We start from the raw sequence: 22,118 nt of genomic DNA, 5'->3' as shown, positions 1-22,118 counted from the left end.
AAGCTTACCGGCGCACGCTGGCTTGCAAAGCCTGGCGGATGATCGCTTCGCTGGTCAGTCCTTCGGTCTCCAGCGACTGCACCATGCGCGACGCATCAGGCAACTTGTACCCTAACGCCACCAGGGCGCTAATAGCGTCATCGACCGGATTGGCCTTGGTTGCGACGTTTCGTTCACCGCGCAGAACCACAGTAGCCGGATACACTCCTAGTTCGCCGATCCGGTCGCGCATTTCAATAATCAGCCGCTCGGCGGTCTTCTTGCCCACGCCCGGTAGCCGGGTCAACGATGTGGCGTCGCCTTCGCGCACGCAGCGCCCGAACAGTTCCACGCTCATCCCGGATAGAATCAGCAGCGCCAGCCGCGGACCAATCCCAGTCACGCGAATCAGGTGGCGGAACAGACTCCGCTCTGCCAGGTTGGCGAAGCCGTACAGGGTATGGGCGTCCTCGCGCACGGTTAGATGCGTCAATAACGTCACTTCCGCCCCGACTTCCGGCAGGGTCTGGAAGGTCATTAGCGACGCCTCCAGTTCATAACCGACCCCGTGGGCATCGATCATTAAATAAGGCGGCTGTTTCCAGGCCAGCAGTCCGCGCAGACGCCCAATCACCGCCGACGCCTCCGGGTCAGCCCAGCGATAGCGCCCAGCCGGTTCAGAGTCTGCCGGGTGTGCCCATGACAGATCGCTACGGCCAGCGCATCGGCGGCGTCAGCCTGAGGCGATTGCGGCAGGTTTAATAACCGGGCGACCATACGCTGCACCTGCGTTTTATCCGCCGCGCCGCCGCCGACCACCGCCTGTTTAATCGCGCGCGCCGCATATTCGCTGACCGACAATCCCGCCATCACGACTGCGCACAGGGCCGCGCCCCGGGCTTGACCGAGCTTTAACGCCGAATCAGGATTGCGATGCATAAACACCTGTTCGGCAGCTACTTCAGCCGGTTGATACTCGTGAATCACCTCGGTCACGCCTTCAAAAATGGTTTTCAAGCGCTCCGGCAAGGGGCGATCGCTGGCCGTTTGAATGCAACCGCTGGCGACATAGCGTCCCTGCGACCCCTCCATGTCGATAACGCCATAACCGGTGATGCGCGAACCCGGATCGATACCCATCAGCCGTATGATCGTCACGCTCAGAGGTTCGCCAGAATATCCTCGGGAATATCAGCATTGGAATAGACATTCTGGGTATCGTCCAGGTCTTCCAGCAAATCCAGGAGCTTGACCATTTTCTGCGCATCTTCCAAACCCAGCATCGTGTTGGAGCTGGCGCGTTGAGTGACCTCGGCGCTCTCCGGTTCCAGGCCCGCCGCAGCCATCGCCTCGCGCACCTGCTGAAAAGCCGCTGGCTCGGTCAATACGTCCACCGAACTGTCATCGTTCGTGACGACATCGTCGGCGCCGGCTTCGATAGCCACTTCCATGATTCGGTCCTCGTCGCTGTCCGCCGGGTAGCTCAATACACCTTGTTCGGTGAACTGAAAGGCGACTGAGCCGCTGGTGCCCAAATTGCCGCCGCATTTGCTGAAGGCGTGACGCACCTCCGCCACCGTGCGATTGCGGTTATCGGTTACAGCGTCGACCATCACCGCTACGCCGCCCGGGCCGTAACCCTCGTAGCGAATTTCTTCGTATTCCACGCCTTCCAGGGAACCTGCGCCGCGCTTGATCGCTCGCTCGATCGTGTCTCTGGGCATATTGGCGGTCAGCGCCTTATCCATTGCCAGGCGCAGACGCGGATTCGCCCCTGGATCGCCGCCGCCCATGCGCGCCGCAACAGTGATCTCCCGAATCAAGCGCGTGAACAACTTACCGCGTTTGGCGTCCTGCGTATTTTTCCGATGTTGAATATTGGCCCATTTACTATGTCCAGCCATACGAAGCCTCTTGCCGGGTCTGCTTTGCGATACAGTTCAATATCATCAGTTTAGCACTTTGCCGCGCGGCTACTCATGACGCGGGTGGTGAAATCGGCCCGTGGCGAAGAACGCACAGGACTGGGTAATCGTGGACGGGTCGACCAGCATTTGCATGTGCGAGACGGGCAAACAAATGTGGTCGGCCATGCCGGGGAACTGTGTTTCAACCACCGCAATCATACCGTCGGCCGGGGCCGGCATGGCTGGAAACAACAGGCCAACACCGATGTTCAGCGTACCCGCAACCGAACCCAGTAGATTCGGCGCGCTCCAGGCTGGCGCGCCGCCCAGCAATCCCTCTTCCAACGCCCGTCCTACGAAGAAGCCCAGACCGCTGTAGTGCATGATCTGCGCTGCATAGCTCCCCTGATGCGGAGTACCCAGCGTGACGATACGCCCTGGTCGTTGCTTAGGATAGTGATGGAAGAGATAGCGCACGACCAGGCCACCCATGCTGTGGGCCAGGAAATGCACAGTAGACGACTCCAACCGTTCCAATAATCGATGCAGATCTTCGGCGTTTTCCGCCGGCGAACGGGTCATGCTCGGATAGGAAAAATTCACGGTGTGATAGCCGGATTCCTCCAGCCAGTACTCCAACAGGCGCATCCATAGACCATGGACATACAAACCATGCACCAGTACTACCGTTTCGCGCTGGGCCGCCATCATTGACTCCGGGTGATTTGAGTAAAAGCGAGCATTCTAGCCGAAATTGACCACCGGTCGGCTGGAACAGGTTAAAAGAATTGTCATCATTCGCCAGCGGCAACGCCCCACGCAACCGCCAGCAATGCTCCAGTTTCATCAGCCGGTAAAAAATTCGCCATTTCTCCTTGATAGTGTCAAAATGAAACTAACTCGAAATGGGGCTGACCAAATTTATAAAACTGGTATCTTGCCTGTGCAAGCAAACTGGAATCCCTTGCTATTCCAAAATAATTGAGCGATGCGCCAAACACCGTCGCCGGAGTATTGATATGAGCGCCTTTACCCCTGCAATTGCTATCGAAGACCACCGTCTGACGCCGGCCCAGGTGCCGTTGACCGTGATCGAAACTCTGGACGCCACCGAGAAGGCTGACCTGGTTGACCGAATCCAGCGCTTGTTGAAAGAGCGCGACGCCACGCTGGTCGCCCACTACTACACCTCCCCGGAATTGCAGGAACTGGCCGATGCCACCGGCGGCTACGTCTCGGATTCTCTGGATATGGCGCGTTTCGGCACAGAATGCCCATCCAGTACGCTGATTGTTGCTGGGGTGCGGTTCATGGGCGAAACCGCCAAGATTCTCAATCCCGAAAAACGGGTGCTGATGCCGGACTTGCGTGCTGAATGCTCCCTGGATCTGGGCTGTCCCGCTGATGAGTTTTCCACCTTTTGCGACCAGTACCCCGACCGGACCGTGGTGGTCTACGCCAACACCAGCGCCGCCGTGAAAGCCCGCTCTGACTGGGTCGTGACCTCCGGGATCGCCCTGGAGCTGATCAAGCATCTGGCGGAGAAAGGCGAGAAACTGATCTGGGCGCCTGATCGGCATCTGGGCGCTTATGTGCAACAGCAAACCGGCATCGATATGCTGCTCTGGAACGGAGCTTGCGTCGTCCATGAAGCCTTCAAGGCCGACGGTCTGCGTCAATTGCGCGCCGAGCATCCCGATGCCCAGGTGCTGGTGCATCCAGAGTCGCCGCTGGACGTGATCGCGCAAGCCGACCTAGTGGGATCAACGACCGCGTTGGTTAAGGCGGTGCAGGAATTGCCCGCGAAAAAATTCATCGTAGCGACCGACAACGGCTTGTTCCACAAAATGAAGCTGGCCGCTCCTGACAAAACCCTGCTGGAGGCGCCGATCATGGGGAAGAGCGCGACCTGCGTCAGTTGCGCGCACTGTCCGTGGATGGCGATGAATGGCTTGCGCAATCTGGCGCGCGTGCTGGAGACCGGCGACAATGAGATTTACATCGATGAAGCCATCCGCGAACGCGCGGCCTTGCCGATTCGCCGCCTGCTGGACTTTGCCAGGCAACGGCGGCAGGTCGTGTTGGGGAATAGCGATGCCTGAAGAGTGAGGTTGAAGATCGACTTCAATCCACCGCTGACAGATGATCCAGCGGCCAGCGCGGTAGCACGTCAATCGCGGTATCCGCCGCCTGGCCCGCCGCCAGCCGCCGCCAGCCCGCATAGGCGATCATTGCGCCATTATCGGTGCAGAATTCCAGGCGGGGATAGTAGACCTGACCGCTCCGCTCCTCCGCCAATTCCAACAACCGCGCCCGCAACCGCTGATTCGCGCCGACCCCGCCCGCCACGACTAATCGCTGCAATCCGGTTTCCTCCAACGCCCGCCGGCATTTGATGACCATGGTTTCCACCACGGCCTCCTCGAACGCGCGGGCTACATCGGCCCGATTCTGCGGCGTCGGCTCCAGCTTACGCCAAGTATTAATGGCGGCGGTTTTCAACCCGCTGAAGCTGAAATCGCAACCTGGACGGTCGGTCATCGGTCGCGGGAATTTGAAACGCCCCGGAACGCCTTCCTGAGCCAGCTTGGCCAAGGCTGGCCCACCCGGATACGGCAATCCTAACAGCTTGGCGGTTTTATCAAACGCCTCGCCTGCCGCATCGTCAATGGACTCGCCTAGAATTCGGTAACCGCCCACGCTCTCCACACGCACCAGCAAGCTGTGTCCACCAGACACCAGGAGCGCCACAAAAGGAAATTCCGGCGGCTCGGCTTCCAACATTGGTGCCAATAAATGACCTTCCATATGGTGAACGCCAATCGCCGGAACGCCCCAAGCCCAGGCCAGACTGCGCCCGATCGCTGCGCCTACCAACAATGCGCCGATCAAGCCCGGCCCGCGAGTGTAGGCCACGCCTTCGACATCGCGTGGTTCGATGCGCGCTTGCCGGAAGATTTCCCGCAACAATGGCAACGTCTTGCGGACATGATCGCGCGAGGCCAGCTCCGGCACGACTCCGCCATATTCCGCATGCAGTTTGACCTGACTGTGCAGGGCGTGAGCCAGCAACCCGCGTTCGCTGTCATAGAGCGCCACGCCGGTTTCATCACAGGATGTTTCAAGACCTAGTATCAACATACGGCTTTCTGTTTTGCATTTAGTAGAGGGTATGATTACAATACAATGTTTTCTGATAATCCACTTTTTCCCTGATCCAGACTCTAAATGAATGAGGTGACGTCTTAATGCCTGCCGTGAAAATTAAGGAAAATGAGCCGTTTGACATTGCATTGCGCCGTTTCAAGCGTTCCTGTGAAAAAGCTGGCGTTCTCTCCGAAGTCCGCCGCCGGGAGTTTTACGAGAAGCCCACCCAGGAACGCAAGCGCAAGCGGGCCGCCGCCGTCAAGCGTCATTTGAAGAAACTTTCCCGGGAAGTCGCCCGCCGCACCCGCCTCTATTGAGTTTGGCCGCCTTACCTCTCCCCCCGCTATTCCAAGCACATCGCGAGTCTGTCCGCATGTCCCTCAAAGACCGTATTCAGGATGACATGAAAACCGCCATGCGCGCCAAGGATAAAAATCGCCTGGGCGTTATCCGCCTGATTCTGGCCGCTATCAAGCAACGTGAGGTGGACGAGCGCATTGAACTGAGCGATGTGCAAACCCTGGCTGTGCTGGAGAAAATGATCAAGCAGCGCCGGGAATCCCTGACGCAGTATCAAAACGCCGGTCGCGCAGACTTGGCCAGTCAGGAAGCGTTCGAAATCGATCTAATTCAGGCTTATCTGCCTGCCCCGCTGAGCGAAGCCGAGATGGAAACGCTGATTGCTCATGCAATCGCGGTAACCGGCGCCCAATCCATGCGCGACATGGGCAAGGTCATGGCCGTCATCAAGGATCAAGCGCAGGGCCAGGTCGACATAGGTACGGTCAGCGCCCGGGTTAAAGCCCGCTTCGGCGGCTGAATCTGCATCTTTCAACGATCACGCATCTTGTCTCCATTGACTGGCGGACCGACGTTTTTCGACTAGGCTTTGGGGTTATGGCTGGCCGTATTCCCCAGGAATTTCTCGATCAGGTGCTCAGCCGAGTGGACCTGGTCGAGGTGATCAACACCCGAACGCCGTTGCGTCGCGCCGGCCATGATTTTATGGCCTGCTGTCCGTTTCATGCCGAAAAAACGCCCTCATTCTCGGTCAGTCCGCGCAAGCAATTCTATCACTGCTTTGGTTGCGGCGCTCACGGAAACGCCATCGGTTTTTTGATGGCCTATGAACGACTGGAATTTCTGGACGCCGTTGAAGAACTGGCCCGACTGGCGGGTCTGGAAATGCCGAAAAGCGGTGGTGGCGAGAGCGACTCATCCCGCGCCCTGCTGGAATGGCTGGCCCAGGCTGACCGCTATTTCCGCCAACAGCTGCGAGAACATCCGACCCGCCAGCGCGCAGTGGACTATCTGCGCCAACGCGGTCTGACCGGCCAGATCGCTGGCGTGTTCGGCATTGGCTACGCGCCGCCAGGCTGGGACGCCTTGAGTCAGATCCTGCGCCAGGCCGGCGCTACGCCCGAACAGCTCATGAGCGCCGGCTTGGCCAGCCGCGACGAACGAAATCGTCTGCGTGATCGGTTTCGGGACCGAATTATCTTCCCGATCCGCAACCCACGAGGCCGAACCATCGCCTTCGGTGGTCGAACGCTGGACGCCGACGTTAACCCGAAGTATCTCAATTCGCCAGAGACGCCGCTATTTCACAAGCGATTGGAATTATACGGCCTCCATGAAGCGCGCACCCGCACCCAGCGCTTGCAACGATTGGTTGTGGTCGAAGGCTATATGGATGTGGTGGCGCTTGCCCAACATGATATCTCCTATGCCGTCGCTACCCTGGGCACCGCCACCAGCGCTGAGCATATCGAACGTTTGTTCCGGGTGGTTGCCGATCTAGTGTTCTGTTTTGACGGCGATCCGGCGGGACGAACGGCCGCCTGGCGGGCGCTGGAAGTCGCGTTGCCGTTCCTGCGCGATGGCCGGCAGATTGGCTTCCTGTTTCTACCCGAGGGCGAGGATCCGGATAGCCTGGTGCGTCGGGAAGGCTCCACGAACTTTGAGCGCCGATTGGAAAATGCGACGCCACTGGCGGATTATTTGTTTACCGAATTGCGCGCCCGTGCCCATCCCGACACGCTGGCGGGGCGCGCTCGTCTGGCCGAACTGGCCCGGCCACTCCTGGAAAAACTGCCCGAGGGACATTTTCGTGATCTTATGAGTGCGCGCTTGCAACAGGAAGCACAGTTGGTCAACACTCGATTGCGTCCCCCCGCCCCGACCCCGCAACCGGCTGATAACAATAATGCGCAGCTCGCTCGCACGCCGTTGCGCAAAGCCATTGCCCTGCTGTTGTATCGACCGGAACTGGCGCAACAGGCAATGCTGGATGATGACCCGGTATTACGCAATAGCCAGGAACCTGGCATAAAATTATTAGCGGAATTGGCCGCTACGCTGCGCGCCCATCCCGAGCTGACTGCCGCTGCCTTACTCGAACGCTATCGCGACACACGCGAGGGTGCCATTCTGGAGCGGTTGGCGCAATGGCGCCTGGAAGCCGAAACTCCGGAAGAAGAATATCAATTTGAGACAGAGTTCGTCGATATTCTGGATTACTTGCGGCGGCGCGCCGACCCGGTGAAACAGTGGCTGGAAACATTGTTGCAACGTGGAATGCCTAGCCCTCTGAGCAGAGAAGAGCGCGCAGAAGCATTGCGGAACTTTGGACAATTCAGGAAAGTCCAATAATCCTTTTATAAGGATAATGGAAATTTCATGGTATGATTATTAGTTTGAGTTTTTTACCCATCCAGCATGTGAACAGGTCATGAGCGAGCAGCAACAGTCACAATTGAAGAAGTTGATCGCCCGCGGCAAGGAAAAGGGCTTCCTGACCTATGCCGAGGTGAATGACCATTTGCCCGATGATATCGTCGACCCCGAGCAGATCGAAGATATCATTGCCATGATCAATGACATGGGTATCGAAGTCCATGAATTCGTACCCGACACTGAGACTTTGCTGCTCAACGAAAATCCGGTCAACGCCGATGATGATGTAGTCGCCGAGGAAGCCGCCGCCGCGTTAGCGGCAGTAGATAGCGAATTTGGCCGCACCACGGACCCGGTGCGGATGTATATGCGGGAAATGGGAACCGTCGAGTTGTTAACCCGCGAAGGTGAAATTCAGATCGCCAAGCGGATTGAGGAAGGCATGAGCCAGGTGCTATCGGCGCTGGCCAGCTATCCTCTGACAATTGGTGAGTTGTTAAAAATTTATGAATCCATCAGTGAAAATGGCACACGATTAGCCGATGTCATCAGCGGTTTCAATGATATTGAGGAACCTGCGCCACCGCTGCCGGAGGAGAGCGCACCGGTTATCGGCGAAGAACCGGACGTAACCAGTAAGAAGAAAGAAGAGCAAGAGGAAAGTGAGACGCTGCCAGCGTCGGAAGTGGTTTCGGAATCATCGGAGGAAGCGCCGGAAACGTCGGAAACGCCAGAGGAAGATGAGGAAGTAGTGGAGGACGGCGATGACGAAAGCGAAGGAGAGGAAGGGACCCAGAATACCGTGATCGAGAGCGGTCCTGATCCAGAAGAGGCCACTCGTCGTTTCATTGACCTGCGCGCGCTGTTTGAACAGACTTTGGCCAGCGTAGATGAACGGGGTATTCAGGATCCGCAGACCCAAGCGCTGCGCCAGCACCTGGGCGAACGTTTTCTGGAACTCCGGCTCGTGCCCAAAACCCTCGATCAATTGATTGCCAAGCTACATGAGATGGCCGAACGCATCCGCACCCATGAAAAACAAGTCATGTCTCTCTGCGTGGGCAAGGCGCAGATGCCGCGTAAAACGTTCATCACGACTTTCCCACAGAATGAAACCCGCTTGGACTGGATTGATGAACAGATCCAGGCAGACAGGAAATATTCGGTGGCTCTGGCTGTTTGTCGCGAGAAGGTGCGAGAGGCGCAACGCCATTTGCAGGCGATTGAACAGGAAGCGCGATTATCAGTGCATGAAATCAAGGACATAAACCGCCACATGTCCATCGGCGAAGCCAAAGCGCGGCGGGCAAAAAAGGAAATGGTCGAGGCGAACTTACGGCTGGTGATTTCGATTGCCAAGAAGTACACCAATCGGGGTTTGCAGTTCCTGGATCTTATCCAGGAAGGCAACATTGGTTTGATGAAAGCCGTGGATAAATTTGAATACCGGCGCGGTTATAAATTCTCGACCTATGCGACCTGGTGGATTCGCCAGGCGATTACCCGATCGATTGCCGATCAGGCCCGGACCATCCGTATTCCGGTGCATATGATTGAGACGATCAACAAACTAAACCGGATTTCCCGGCAGATGCTCCAGGAAATGGGCCGTGAACCGACGCCGGAAGAACTGGCTATTCGCATGGAAATGCCCGAGGACAAAGTGCGCAAGGTGCTGAAGATTGCTAAGGAGCCTATTTCGATGGAAACGCCAATAGGCGATGACGAGGATTCGCATCTGGGCGATTTCATTGAGGATCTCAGCGTTATGTCGCCGGTAGACGCAGCTACGGTCGAAGGCTTGCGCGAAGCGACCCGCGAGGTGCTGGCTACCTTGACGCCGCGCGAGGCGAAGGTGTTGCGCATGCGGTTCGGGATTGACATGCCTACTGATCATACCTTGGAGGAAGTGGGTAAGCAGTTCGACGTTACTCGCGAACGCATCCGTCAGATCGAGGCCAAAGCTTTACGTAAACTGCGCCATCCCAATCGTTCCGAACAGTTGCGCAGTTTCCTGGATTTGGAGTAACCGGCTGGCGACAGTGAAGAATTAGAGTTAAAATTTGATGTTTCGGGCCCTTAGCTCAGCGGTTAGAGCAGGGGACTCATAATCCCTTGGTCGTAGGTTCAAATCCTACAGGGCCCACCAACACGGTCACCGAGGCATCGGTGACCACGCCGCTCCCCGCTTGATCCAGCGCCACTCGCGCTGCTCTTAGACGGATTGATCCCGATACCGAGGAAGGCCATGACCCGAGGATGCAATGAATGAGCGCGACAGTGACAACCCCTATGCCGGAACTCCGGCGCCTGGAGGACTGGGAAGAAGAATTGGCGGAAGTGCGCGCCATGACCGAGCGCGAGATGGAATCTCTGGTGACCGAGGACGATACGCCCGTGGATAACGTTCTTTCGGAAAAGCAGCAGCGGTTATTAACCGAGCCGCTTTATACCGCCTGGACCGATCCCCCGGCATGCGCGCCCGACCATCGTCCCTTCCTGGCCATGGCCAATGTCGGTCTGTTCCATGCGCTGCGCCAACCGCCGGTCGTTCCCGACATGATGCTGGCGTTGGATATTCCTGGTCTGGGGCCGGATTTAAGCCAGAAAGCCAACCGTTCCTACTTTGTCTGGGTTCAGGACGGCAAACCGCCGTTGGTTGCGGTGGAGATTGTCTCGAACCGAGAAGGTGGCGAGGAGGTCGAAAAGCGGTGTAAATACGCCGCTATTGGTATTGAATATTACGTGATTTTCGATCCCTGGCGGCGGCTGTCCGAGCGGGTGCTACGCATTTATCAATTTCATGGTCTGAGCCAAGGCTATATCGAGCAGGTCGGCGGCATCCTGGAGCAGGTGGGCCTGGGTCTGACCGTGTGGCAGGGCGAGTACGAAGGGGAAACCGGTCTGTGGCTGCGCTGGATGATGCGCGATGGACAACTGATTCCCACCGGGGCGGAGCTGGTGCGGCGCGAACAACAACGGGCGATCGAAGCCGAACAGCGGGCGATCGAAGTCGAACAGCGTATGGAGCAGGAGCGGCAACGGGCTGAACAATTAATGGCGCGCTTGCGGGCGCTGGGAATTGAACCGTAGTAGTGATTTACTCAAATTCGCATGGAGTAACGCGGTTTCGTTCCAGAATTGCAACCATATCCAACTTCCTGTAAAGGTTTCAGGCGCCAGGCGTTAGGTGTCAGGATTGTAGCCTGGATTCTGCTTTGCTTCATCTGAGCTACAACGATCTGTGATGATGGGTGTGAACCGTTGTAAAATCCCTTAAGATGATTTCCTGACCATTCAATCGAACTCATCATCCGCCTATGCCTGTGCAAATTACCCATCACGGCGGCGCGCGGGGCGTCACCGGCAGTTGTCACCGCCTGCAACTCGACGCCGACCATGCGCTGTTGGTGGATTGCGGTCTGTTCCAGGGCGAGGAAGCCAGCGATGGGAGCGATTTGGAGCGCCATCGCATTGACTTTCTGGTCGCTGACGTGCGCACGCTGATCGTCACTCATGTCCATATCGACCATATTGGTCGTCTGCCGTATCTGTTGGCCGCCGGCTTCCGGGGATCAATTCTCTGCTCCAAACCCTCGGCCCAGCTACTGCCTCTGGTGATTGAAGATGCGCTCAAGGTCGGCTTCACTTGCGATGAAGCCTTGATTCTCGTTCGGGATACATACCTCGCAGCTTGCTGCGTAGTATCGTCTTTTAATACCCCGCAGCAAGCTGCGGGGTCGTTTATCCGAAAGCGATGCTGGGTGATGCGCGCCATCAGGTGTTGTTGGTCGGTTATCAGGCGGCGGGAACGCCGGGGTACGCCATTCAGAAATATGGCCCGCACGGCGGCTGGGTGGATCTGGACGGTCAGCGTTATCCCATCCACACCCGTGTGGATACCATCAGCGGCTATTCCGCCCATGCCGATCAGCGCGATTTTCTCAATTTTGTGAAACGGATAAGCCACTTACCTGGTGAGGTACGGTTGGTGCGTGGCGATCATGAGGCGCGGGCAGTCTTGCGGGAACAGTTGCTGGATATGGCGCGGGAGCGGGATCACGTCATAAATATCGTGCTGCCTTGACGAGCAGTCATGCCAAAGTAAACCATGACAACAAAACGCAATGTCTCGCCGCTTCCCTACGGCGTTGCCGACTTTGTGCGGGTGCGTACTCAGGATCGTTACTATATTGACAAGACCGCTTTTATTCCTCGTCTAGCGACAGTGTTTGACAGCGATATGGTCTTTAAAGGTTTTAATCAATGACCTTAAATCTTTTGAGTCGTGCTTCCAGCCTTGCCGGCTATTTTAACCCCGCCCGTTCGATGGGTGTCGAGCGAATTCAGGCTGCATTAACGCCCCCCCTGCGCGAACTGGCTGCTCTCAGCGTCGCGGGCGCATGCTGTGCAGTGATCGGCGGCGAAGTTCTGGAGGATCAGGGTCTGCTGCTGGCCATCGCGGGTCGGGCGCGGCATATTGACGCCGGTAACGACATGCCGGAGATGCTGCGTCGATTGGCGACGGACTACCGCACCTGTGGAACCGCTGCACTGCAAAAGCTGTCCGGCGCGTTTGCCCTGGCGATTCTGGATCCCGAACGCCGTACGGCTCTGCTGGCCATTGATCGCATCGGTATTGAGCAACTTTATTATGCGCCGCAAGCAGACGATCTGCTGTTCGCTACTACGCCCACTGTCCTGACCCACGTTGGCGGATTTGACGCCGGCATTGATCCACAGGCGATCTACGATTACCTGTACTGCCATATGATTCCGAGTCCCCGAACCATTTACCGGGGCCTGCACAAATTGCCAGCTAGTTACTTTCTCGAATGGCGGGACGGCGCAGTGCAGGTGGCGCCGTACTGGCTGCCTGAATTTACGGAAACGCCGATTGACATTACCGCGACCGGGCGTGAAATGCTGGAGATCATCGAGACCGTCATTCGGCGCGAAGCCGGCGCGACTTCAGCGGAACACCTCGGTGCATTTCTCAGCGGCGGCATCGACAGCTCCACAGTCGCCGGAATGCTGGCCCGCGCGACTCAACCAGCCCACACTTATTCCATCGGTTTTAATGCGCCGGGTTATGACGAAATGGACTATGCGCGCACCGCCGTGCGCCATTTCCAGACCACCCCCCATGAGTACTACGTTACGCCCGACGATGTGGCGGAGTGGCTTCCGCAAATCGCCAATATAACCGATGAACCCTTTGGCAATTCCTCGCTGTTGCCGGCATTCTGTTGCGCCCGCTTTGCTAAGGAACAGGGGATCACCCGCTTGCTGGGCGGCGATGGCGGCGATGAACTGTTTGCCGGCAACGAACGCTACGCCACGCAAGGGATTTTTGAACTGTTCGGACGTTTGCCTTCTGCGCTACAAGCCTTGCTGGCGATAGCCGTTAAACCGCTGGCCACGGTCCCACTGGCCCGCAAGGCGCATAGCTATGTCAGACAGGCCCGTATTCCTCTGCCGGACCGGATGGACAGCTACGCTTTCCTGGTGCGCCATGAGCCGATTGAAGTCTTCAACCCGGATTTTTTGAACCAGGTCAGTACCCTGGAGCCGCTGGAATTAAAACAGGCCGCATTCTTCGCGCCCAGGGATGCCTCGGATCTGAACCGGATGCTGTATCTGGACTGGCATTTCACGCTACATGACAACGATCTGGTCAAGATTAACACTGCTTGCCGGTTGGCTGGGGTCGAGATCGCCTATCCCTTGCTGGATGACGAAGTCGTAGCGCTCTCGTGCCGGATTCCTTCCGCTGAAAAACTGCGTGGGATGACCTTACGCTGGTTTTACAAGGAAGCGGTGCGCGGTTTCTTGCCCGATACGATCATCAATAAGAAAAAGCACGGTTTCGGTCTGCCGTTCGGGGTCTGGACCCGCTCCGATCCGCGCTTGCTGGCGATCACTGATGACGCTCTGGACTCTCTGAAACAGCGCGACTGGTTCCAGCCGGCGTTTCTTGACCAGGCGCGCCAGATGCATCGAGAGGTACATGCGGCTTATTACGGAGAGTTAGTGTGGATTCTAACCATGCTGGAGTTGTGGCTGCGGGGAAATACGCACAACGCCATACAGTGAAGCCTTCGCTAATCCCACTAGCAGGCAGCGTCGCTACCCGCGGCGACCAGAAAATTGTGCTCCAATGTGGTTCTTCGAGGGTTCTTTTGGAGCTAGGCGAAGCTGATCAGCACTCGCTGTTTAAAGTTGGCAAAATTGTGAAAACCGTAACCTGCACATTTCACGCGATGCATGAAGTAGTTTAATATGGAATCTTTCCAATCATTGAGCGTGTACAGGAATCGATTTAAATAGGTGTTTTTCATGTTCTTCGCCTTCATGGCGGATGCTGGGGAGCAAGGAAGAGGGTGAAATTATAGTCGAAGCAGGCAACCGTGATATGCGAAAAAAACGCATCTTGATGATCGCTTACCACTTCCCACCGCTAGCTGGTAGCAGTGGGATTCAGCGTACCTTGCGCTTTGTCCAGCATTTGCCAACCTTTGGCTGGGAACCGATCGTGTTGACCGCGCATCCCCGTGCTTATGAACGGACCAGCAACGATTTGTTGCTGGAGGTGCCAGAGGATGTAGTAGTGCATCGAGCGTTTGCACTGGATGCAGCCCGCCATTTGAGCATTGGTGGCCGCTATCCGAGATTTCTGGCGCGACCGGATCGCTGGATGTCCTGGCGCTGGGGTGCGGTCGCGGCAGGTCTGCGGTTGATCCAGCGCTATCAGCCTGCTGTACTATGGTCTACGTATCCAATTGCAACCGCTCATCAGATTGGGGCGATTTTGCATCAGCGTTCCGGGTTGCCCTGGGTAGCTGATTTCCGCGATCCCATGGCGCAAGAGGGTTATCCGGCACATCCAAAGGTTTGGCAGTCTTTCAAGGCAATTGAAGAGACCGCTTTCCAGAGAGCTGCTTATTGTGTGTTTACCTCGCCAGGGGCGATTCGTTATTATGGCCAGCGCTATCCAGCGATACCGTCCGAGCGCTTGGCGTTGGTCGAGAACGGTTATGATGAAGAGAGTTTTGCCGGTTTGGATGCCAGCGCTAAAACCAAGGGGCCGCTACATCCGGGCAGAATTACCCTGCTGCATAGCGGCATTGTTTATCCGAGCGAGCGTGACCCGACCCAGTTATTTCAAGGTATCGGCATTTTGTTGAAGTCAGGGCAATTGAGTCCAGCGCGCTTTATCCTGAGGTTACGCGCTACAGCGCATGATGATGAGCTGAGAAGTTTGGCGGTGGAGTACGGGATTACTGATGTCATTGAGCTGGCGCCGCCTCTGCCTTACCGTGAGGCGCTGGAGGAAATGCTGCGAGCGGATGGGTTGTTGGTTTTGCAGGCGGCGAATTGCAATGATCAAATTCCGGCCAAACTGTATGAATACTTGCGTGCGGGCCGGCCGATCCTGGGTTTGACCGATCCAGCCGGCGATACTGCGCAGGTCTTGCGACAGGCGGGTTATCGTTATCTGGCGCGCCTTGACTCTTCTGAACAGATTGCCAAAGTTCTGCTAAGCTTTCTGGGCGGTGTAGAAACTGGAACCGCACTCAGGCCACGCCTGGAGCAGGCAACTAGCGCATCCCGACGCAACCGAACGAAATTACTTGCTGATTTGTTAGAGAATAATCACTAATATGAGCTTTTGCATTGAGTGGTGTTCATCTCTAAAAACTACTTCTGGTGATAGACCAATAGATGATATCCATCTGACGCCACAATGGTTTGAACTGTTAGCGCGTACATCTTTGCCCGATGGAACAAAAGTTCGAGTTTTTCCACTGGGTGCAGCCGACGATGTATATGCGCCATGTCTTCCGTGCAAGGTTGTCAGCGAGGAACCTCGCACTCTGCATAGCTTGGCGAATTTTTATACACCTTTGTTCGGGCCACTGGGCGTACCTGAAATAGATGAAAATAAGATTGCTCACTTTATTACGGCGTTGACACAGGAAAATCCTCCCTGGATAAAAATGAATCTTCGCCCCCTGGATCCGGATACACCATTTTTCACTGGACTATTGATGGGCTTACAAAATGCAGGATGGTGGGCTGATCAATACTTCTGCTTTGGCAATTGGTATTTAAAAGTCAATCAGCAAAATTTTGAAGATTATTTTGCAGAACGCCCTTCACAATTGCGGAACACTATAGTTCGTTCGCGAAAGCGGCTGCAAAAGCTGCCCGGCTATCGCCTTGATATTCAAACGCAGTCCGATGATAAGCTTGAATCAATGATTGCGGATTTTGTTATGGTCTACAATCATAGTTGGAAGCGCCCGGAGCCTTTTCCCGATTTCATTCCAGAACTCTGTCGCCTGGCTGCTCGAGAAGGTTGGTTGAGGTTAGGCGTGATGCGATTGGAGGAACAGCCATTAGCTGCTCAACTATGGTTGGTAACGGGCGGCATAGCCTATATTGTCAAACTTGCCTATCATCAGGACTATGCACGTTTATCAGCAGGATCGGTGTTGACTACGGCGCTTATGCAACAGGTGATTGATGAAGATAAGGTCCATGAAGTCGATTATCTTATCGGTGATGATCCCTACAAGCGGGACTGGATGAGCGATCGCCGTGAACGATATGGCATTATTGCTTTTAATCCACGCACCCTGGAAGGTTTGATGTCTGCTATCCATCATTTTGGAGGCCGTAAGCTTGCTAGTTATTACCATCGGTTAAAATCCATCGCGAAAGTTTTTATGAGAAGAATTTTGAGAGATTTTTGATGAAATATTTGGATATAGTTTTGGATTATTTGGAATTATTTTAATGCAAAGTATAGCTAATCGAATTTTTTGGTTTATCTTTCTAGAAGCTTCATTAATGCTATCACCATTGCAAGTGTGGGCCACGGTACCACCTTTGCCGAAGGATTCTGCGCCGTGGGTAGGCAATACCCTTTCTGGAGCACCCTGCCAAGGAAAAGGGCAGGGTTATGGACCCTATGATTATACAAATCCTAATCATCGAGGAAATATTTTGAAAATTGTTGAACAACATCACTTCACGCCAAAAGTCGAATACTTGGAAAGCGGTGAAACCACGGGAAAAAATCCAATAGGTGATATCGACTATACCTTAAGAGCATTTCCAAACCATCATCGGGCATTATACTCACTTATAAATTATTATTTTAAGCAAACTAATCTTTATAAGAAAAGCGATATATATCCTGAATGCTATCTTCAAAGGGCACTAAACTTCAAGCTGAACGATGGCAATGTTTGGTTGCTCTTTGGTCTTTACTTACATAAATCTGGTGCGCTGGTACCTGCCCAACAAAAATACAAAGAAGCCGAAAAGATTATGCCTAATTCCGCTGAGCTACACTACAATATGGGTTTATTGTATTTCGAATTGAAAGATTTCGCTAGCTCCAAAAAATATGCTATCCGCGCCTACGAACTTGGTTATCCATTACCCGGTCTCCGCAAAAAATTGAAGCAGGCAGGTCACTGGTAATAGACAATACTAAACCTATGTTATTTAATTCGCTCAATTTTTTATTTGGCTTTCTGCCAATAGTTTTGTTAGTATTCTATGTAATTGGTGCAAGTGGTTGGCAGCGGGCTACTATAGTTTGGTTAGTAGCTGCATCACTATTTTTCTACGGCTGGTGGAACCCAATCTATCTAAGCCTATTAGTCGGTTCCATCCTATTTAACTACATAATTGGCTGTGCCTTAGTGAGAGAGGAGTGCCGCAAGCAATTGTTGATATTGGGCATCATCGGCGACCTTACTCTACTGGGATATTACAAATACGCTAATTTTTTCATCGAAAACGCTAACATTATATTAAGTACAAATCTGTCCACTGCAGAAATAGTTTTACCACTAGGAATTTCTTTTTTCACCTTCACTCAAATTGCCTTTTTAGTCGACGCTTATCGTGGTAAGGCTAAGGAACTGAATTTTATCAACTACAGCTTATTTGTTACCTATTTCCCACATCTTATTGCCGGCCCAGTTTTGCACCATAAAGAAATGATGCCACAGTTTGCCCATGCAGAAACCTATCGATTGAATTGGGAAAATTTAGCCGTGGGGCTAACGGTGTTCACTATCGGTTTGTTTAAAAAGGCAGTGCTTGCTGATGGCATCGCAATCTATGCTACGCCAGTATTCAACGCCGCTCAGGCTGGCGTAGCACTTACCCTGTTTGAGGCTTGGGGGGGGGGGCTATCCTATAGTTTTCAGATCTACTTCGATTTTTCCGGCTACTCCGACATGGCAGTAGGGCTTTCATTGCTGTTTGGAGTGCGCCTGCCGATCAATTTTTATTCGCCCTATCAATCTCACAATATCATCGAATTCTGGCGCCGCTGGCACATGACTCTGTCGAGATTCTTGCGTGACTACCTGTATATCTCCTTGGGTGGGAATCGTAAAGGACCTATCCGGCGTCATTTCAACCTATTTGCCACCATGCTCTTAGGTGGACTGTGGCACGGTGCAAGTTGGAACTTCGTGATCTGGGGTGGATTGCATGGTTTTTATTTGGCGGCAAACCATATTTGGCACACCTTTCTTAATCAGCGTGGCTGTTCTATTAATCCGGCGTATGGCTGGCGTAAAGTACTGACAATCGCACTTACTTTCCTTGCAGTCACTCTAGCCTGGGTGCCTTTTCGTGCAGAGAGTTATTCTGCTGCATCAGAAATTCTAGGTGCAATGTTTGGTCTGAATGGGTTGTCCCTACCAAGCCGACTGGCTGATTTGACTCCTTGGCTGGCCGATTGGAGTGTAACCTTCGATGGCATGTTCAATCATGACTTGGCCCCTTGGTCAAGCGGTCTCATCTGGTTAACTGGACTGGCTATAGTGATCTGGCTTATGCCTAACACCCAGCAAATCATGGAGCAATTTCGACCTACCTTGGATGGTTACACCGCACATCCACTGGCCCTGCATTGGGGTTGGTACCGCTGGATGCCAAGTCGCTTTAATACTGTTTTTATCGCCATTCTTGGTTTCGTGTCGCTTACTTGGTTGCTGATCGGAAACTACAGTGAATTTCTGTACTTCCAGTTTTAAATCCTATGTCCTTACCACCTTAGCCTTGCTTACTGGGTTATGTGTGTTTGCACTGGTAGCAACGGAATGGCTGATACGTACCCACGTCGAACCCAATGATCATCTGCCTACTCATTTGCGCCTGTTTCAAATGACTACAGCTTTACAAGCAGGCTTTGGTGATTCACATATGGCTCTAGGTTTTCAACCGCCGAAGGATTGGGTTAATTTGGCTTTCCCAGGCGAAAGCATCGACACTTTAGCATACAAAATAAATGTATTACTGGCGCGTACTGAGCTTACACGAGCGATTGTACAGGCTGATGCGCACATGTTTGCCAAGTACCGCGCTAAACAGATGCTAGGCTACAACGAACAATTCGGGCGGTCTCCCCAAGAACTGGATACCATCAACCTGCGCACTCTGAGCGGTTACCATCGGCCCAAGCTTCTAGCCTATTGGGAAGTATGGCTACGCAAAGGAACCTTCGCCAGTCGTACACGTTTTCACGCTAGTGGCTGGATCGAAGGCAACGATAATTGGATTGCCCTAACTACAGAAGCACAAGAGCAGAAAGCGCGCGAACGGGCTGCTTTACATATTCCTATGAGCGATTTTGCCGTCCACCCCTTCGCCGCAGATTACCAATCGCTCCTCAGCAATTTACGGAACCGGGGCATTCAAACATGCATGGTAGAATTCCCGGTCACTTCCACATACCTGCACTATGTCGACTCACCTAACTATCAGGCTGTGCGCATTTGGTTTGCAGAACAGGCGCGACGGCTCAACCTCCGGTTGTTGGCCTACAACGCGCTCTATGCTGACCAACCGGATTATTTCAGCGATATGGATCATCTCGCTCCTAAAGGAGCGCACATCTTCTCTCAACGCATCATCAACGACTGTTTCGAGCAGCCATAATCACAACCCGTGCTAAAATTACCGTCGTCTCTTGTATGCACCGCCCCTCGAACAGAATAACCATCAGATAATGACTCCCTCCGCCTATATCATTGGACTTGAACTCAACGGTTTGGGCGTGTTACGCAGCCTCGCACCGCAGGGGGTTAACTGTGTTTGTATCGACACTACCGCTAACCAAGCCGGTATGCGCTCGCGTTATGGACGCAAGGTATTATTTGATACCTTATCCGGCTCACGCTTCGTCGAACAGATCATTGATTTAGCCCGGCAGGAACCTACGCCCCCCATCTTATTTCTGACCCAGGAGGCCACGGTCAGGACTGTCTCTGAGCACCGTATGGCCATCCAGGCTGTATGCCGTATCCAATTGCCGGAGCACAATATGCTGATGTCCCTGATGGACAAGGATCGTTTCCACACCTTAGCCGTGCGGTATCAGGCTCCGCTACCTCGTTCGCTTACCTTGCACAATGCTGACGATCTGAAACGGCTGGCCGAATTGCGCTTCCCTTGCATCCTGAAACCTGCTTACAAAAATTACAATTATGGTACCCGCTTCAAAAAGGGCTACATTGTGCAGGATGCAGCCGAAGTACATCGGCTATATGCGGAGATCGCGCCGGTAATGGCCGAAATGATAGTGCAGGAGTGGATTCAGGGTGAAGACTGCGATATTTATTTCTGCCTGCAATATCGCAGTAAGGCTGGTGCACTGGCTTCTTTCGTTGGCCGCAAGCTACGCTCTTGGCCACCCAAAGTAGGCGGTACAGCTAGCTGCACAGTGGCTCGGCAGTTTCAGGAGAAACTCATTGCTGCTACGGAGGATTTTTTTGCTGCTGTCGGTTTCATCGGTATGGGCGGCATCGAATTCAAGCAGGATGGCCCGAGCGACCGTCTGCTGATGATTGAACCGACCGTTGCGCGCACCGACTTCCAGCATGAAGTGGCTACGATCAATGGCGTCAACCTGCCTTGGATTCAATTCTGCGACGAGGCAGGGTTAGCATTGCCGCAATCGGAAATCTTGTCTGAAGCACGGATCTGGCGTGAACCCGTTACCGATGGTTGGGCCGAGGCAATCACCGGTTCTACTTGGCCTCCTGATCTCGGACCGGTACGGGTAGTAGACGCCTACTGGCGCTGGAACGATCCATGTCCAGGTTTGGAATATGAGGTCTTGCGTGAACGCCTCAAACAAGGCATAAACAAGTGGTTGCCTATGGCAACGTCATTTGGCCGCGTGAAACTAAAAGGATAAGAATATGCGATACTTGATTGCAACCATCAGAGATAAACTGGGTGGCGGCCGTTTTAAACTGCAATCAATAGAACAGCACTTGGAGGCTGCTGCTGCTTGGTTGGCCCGTGCTCAAGACGCCACACCGGATGACGGCGTAGCGCATAGTTATGACATCAAGCTAGGGCGCTGGCATGCTTCTTATCCAGAGACTACCGGCTACATTATCCCCACTCTGTATGACTACGCTCAACACTACCAACAGCCTGAATATGCTGAGCGCGCCCTGCGTATGGCTCGATGGGAGGCGCGTGAACAACTGCTGGAAGGCGGTGTGCGTGCCGGGCGCATGGATGCTGAAGTGGTTGTTCCTACTATCTTCAACACAGGTCAAGTTTTATTCGGTTGGACGCGCGCCTGGATCGAAAGCGGCGATGAAACTTTACGTACCGCCTTGGTTAAGGCTGCGGACTGGCTGGTAGCTGCTCAGGATGCGGATGGGTGCTGGCGGCGTTTCTCATCACCTTTTTCCTCTCGTAGTATTAACCCTTACAATACCCGCTCTGCTTTTGCCTTGGCCCAAGCCGGCGTAGCCTTGGAGAAGCAACATTACATCGATGCCGCTGTGGCTAACGTCAGCTGGGCACTGGGCACAGCGCAGGATAATGGCTGGATACCCGACAACTGCCTGAGTGAAGCTGAGACTGCAATTATCCATACTATTGCTTATACCATCCGTGGTATCTTTGAAGTTGGAGCCATTGCTGGTCGCGAAGATTTTATCGCGTGTGGGCAAGACATGGCGCGCAAGGTTATATCCAACCAGCGCCAAGATGGTTCCCTACCCGGATCGCTGACACCACGATGGCAGCCGGGTAATACCCGTTGGACCTGTGTGACTGGTAACTCACAAATGGCGATCAACTGGATGCGCCTGTCGCATATCACGGGTGACAAAACGCTGGTGGAACATGCTCGCCGGATTAACTGCTTTAATAGATCCCTGCAGGATCTTGCAACCGCCCACCCTGGTATACGCGGGGCTATGGCTGGTTCCTACCCAATCAATGGTGACTACATGCGCTTCCGTTATCCGAACTGGGCAACCAAGTTTTTCATGGACGGGTTAATGCTGGAGATGAGCGAAGGACGCCCACTCAAGCGGATTTAGAAACAACTTACTGATTATTAATAAG

Annotated in this window: 20 protein-coding genes, 1 tRNA gene and 1 pseudogene; 17 read left to right on the top strand and 5 right to left on the bottom strand. The window is 54.1% G+C overall.

Translation table 11 applies throughout. From position 1 onward, the window contains the following. Positions 1–4: 4 nt before the first annotated feature. The 4 genes from ruvA to H6973_01885 form a co-directional block, all read right to left on the bottom strand. Positions 5–613, bottom strand: coding sequence for a Holliday junction branch migration protein RuvA (ruvA, locus tag H6973_01900; protein ID MCP5124419.1), 609 nt, complete (start codon positions 611–613; stop codon positions 5–7). Continuing rightward, the gene (gene ruvC / locus H6973_01895) at positions 610–1,131 is read right to left on the bottom strand and encodes a crossover junction endodeoxyribonuclease RuvC (protein MCP5124418.1); all 522 of its coding nucleotides are present in this window, start codon (positions 1,129–1,131) and stop codon (positions 610–612) included. The genes ruvA and ruvC overlap by 4 nt, the downstream gene beginning before the upstream one ends. Positions 1,132–1,139: 8 nt before the next feature. Next, a complete protein-coding gene (locus H6973_01890) occupies positions 1,140–1,883 on the bottom strand; it encodes a YebC/PmpR family DNA-binding transcriptional regulator (GenBank protein ID MCP5124417.1) in 744 nt (247 codons plus the stop codon). A gap of 69 nt (positions 1,884–1,952) precedes the next feature. After that, positions 1,953–2,597, bottom strand: a complete 645-nt coding sequence (locus tag H6973_01885; protein MCP5124416.1) for an alpha/beta fold hydrolase — start codon at positions 2,595–2,597, stop codon at positions 1,953–1,955. 308 nt (positions 2,598–2,905) lie between these two features. Here H6973_01885 and nadA point away from each other — a divergent pair, with 308 nt between their 5' ends. Further along, the gene (nadA, locus tag H6973_01880; GenBank protein ID MCP5124415.1) at positions 2,906–3,988 is read left to right on the top strand and encodes a quinolinate synthase NadA; all 1,083 of its coding nucleotides are present in this window, start codon (positions 2,906–2,908) and stop codon (positions 3,986–3,988) included. 22 nt (positions 3,989–4,010) lie between these two features. Here nadA and tsaD read toward each other — a convergent pair whose 3' ends face one another. Beyond that, complete coding sequence (gene tsaD, locus H6973_01875; GenBank protein ID MCP5124414.1) at positions 4,011–5,027, bottom strand: tRNA (adenosine(37)-N6)-threonylcarbamoyltransferase complex transferase subunit TsaD; 1,017 nt, start codon at positions 5,025–5,027, stop codon at positions 4,011–4,013. Positions 5,028–5,134: 107 nt separating this feature from the next. Between tsaD and rpsU the strand changes: the two genes are divergently transcribed. The 16 genes and pseudogenes from rpsU (at position 5,135) to H6973_01795 (ending at position 22,093) form a co-directional block, all read left to right on the top strand. Continuing rightward, on the top strand, positions 5,135–5,350 hold the full coding sequence (gene rpsU, locus H6973_01870) for a 30S ribosomal protein S21 (protein MCP5124413.1): 216 nt from the start codon (positions 5,135–5,137) through the stop codon (positions 5,348–5,350). A 56-nt stretch (positions 5,351–5,406) separates the two neighbouring features. Next, a complete protein-coding gene (locus H6973_01865) occupies positions 5,407–5,853 on the top strand; it encodes a GatB/YqeY domain-containing protein (GenBank protein MCP5124412.1) in 447 nt (148 codons plus the stop codon). A gap of 77 nt (positions 5,854–5,930) precedes the next feature. After that, positions 5,931–7,685, top strand: a complete 1,755-nt coding sequence (locus tag H6973_01860; protein MCP5124411.1) for a DNA primase — start codon at positions 5,931–5,933, stop codon at positions 7,683–7,685. 79 nt (positions 7,686–7,764) lie between these two features. Then, the gene (gene rpoD / locus H6973_01855) at positions 7,765–9,738 is read left to right on the top strand and encodes an RNA polymerase sigma factor RpoD (protein MCP5124410.1); all 1,974 of its coding nucleotides are present in this window, start codon (positions 7,765–7,767) and stop codon (positions 9,736–9,738) included. Between the two features lie 44 nt (positions 9,739–9,782). Beyond that, positions 9,783–9,858: transfer RNA gene (locus H6973_01850), tRNA-Ile, on the top strand. Between the two features lie 119 nt (positions 9,859–9,977). After that, the gene (locus tag H6973_01845; GenBank protein MCP5124409.1) at positions 9,978–10,802 is read left to right on the top strand and encodes a Uma2 family endonuclease; all 825 of its coding nucleotides are present in this window, start codon (positions 9,978–9,980) and stop codon (positions 10,800–10,802) included. Between the two features lie 233 nt (positions 10,803–11,035). Next, positions 11,036–11,796, top strand: a pseudogene (locus H6973_01840) (MBL fold metallo-hydrolase). A gap of 24 nt (positions 11,797–11,820) precedes the next feature. Further along, complete coding sequence (locus H6973_01835; GenBank protein MCP5124408.1) at positions 11,821–11,979, top strand: AAA family ATPase; 159 nt, start codon at positions 11,821–11,823, stop codon at positions 11,977–11,979. Beyond that, on the top strand, positions 11,976–13,805 hold the full coding sequence (locus H6973_01830; protein ID MCP5124407.1) for an asparagine synthase: 1,830 nt from the start codon (positions 11,976–11,978) through the stop codon (positions 13,803–13,805). Before H6973_01835 ends, H6973_01830 begins: the two co-directional genes overlap by 4 nt. A 340-nt stretch (positions 13,806–14,145) precedes the next feature. Then, positions 14,146–15,372 (top strand): glycosyltransferase, encoded by a 1,227-nt coding sequence (locus tag H6973_01825; GenBank protein ID MCP5124406.1) that lies wholly within the window; start codon positions 14,146–14,148, stop codon positions 15,370–15,372. Position 15,373: 1 nt separating this feature from the next. Beyond that, entirely contained in the window at positions 15,374–16,468 is a 1,095-nt protein-coding gene (locus H6973_01820) for a GNAT family N-acetyltransferase (GenBank protein ID MCP5124405.1), read from the top strand. A 43-nt stretch (positions 16,469–16,511) separates the two neighbouring features. Beyond that, positions 16,512–17,204, top strand: a complete 693-nt coding sequence (locus tag H6973_01815; protein MCP5124404.1) for a tetratricopeptide repeat protein — start codon at positions 16,512–16,514, stop codon at positions 17,202–17,204. A 17-nt stretch (positions 17,205–17,221) separates the two neighbouring features. Further along, the gene (locus H6973_01810) at positions 17,222–18,778 is read left to right on the top strand and encodes an MBOAT family protein (protein MCP5124403.1); all 1,557 of its coding nucleotides are present in this window, start codon (positions 17,222–17,224) and stop codon (positions 18,776–18,778) included. Further along, complete coding sequence (locus H6973_01805) at positions 18,753–19,682, top strand: hypothetical protein (GenBank protein ID MCP5124402.1); 930 nt, start codon at positions 18,753–18,755, stop codon at positions 19,680–19,682. Before H6973_01810 ends, H6973_01805 begins: the two co-directional genes overlap by 26 nt. Positions 19,683–19,752: 70 nt before the next feature. Continuing rightward, positions 19,753–20,943 (top strand): FAD-dependent oxidoreductase, encoded by a 1,191-nt coding sequence (locus H6973_01800; protein MCP5124401.1) that lies wholly within the window; start codon positions 19,753–19,755, stop codon positions 20,941–20,943. Positions 20,944–20,947: 4 nt separating this feature from the next. Next, on the top strand, positions 20,948–22,093 hold the full coding sequence (locus H6973_01795; GenBank protein MCP5124400.1) for a hypothetical protein: 1,146 nt from the start codon (positions 20,948–20,950) through the stop codon (positions 22,091–22,093). Positions 22,094–22,118 lie beyond the last annotated feature (25 nt).

This window comes from Gammaproteobacteria bacterium (assembly GCA_024235095.1).
Classification (GTDB): domain Bacteria; phylum Pseudomonadota; class Gammaproteobacteria; order Competibacterales; family Competibacteraceae; genus UBA2383.
This window is presented reverse-complemented; position numbering and strand designations above follow the sequence as displayed.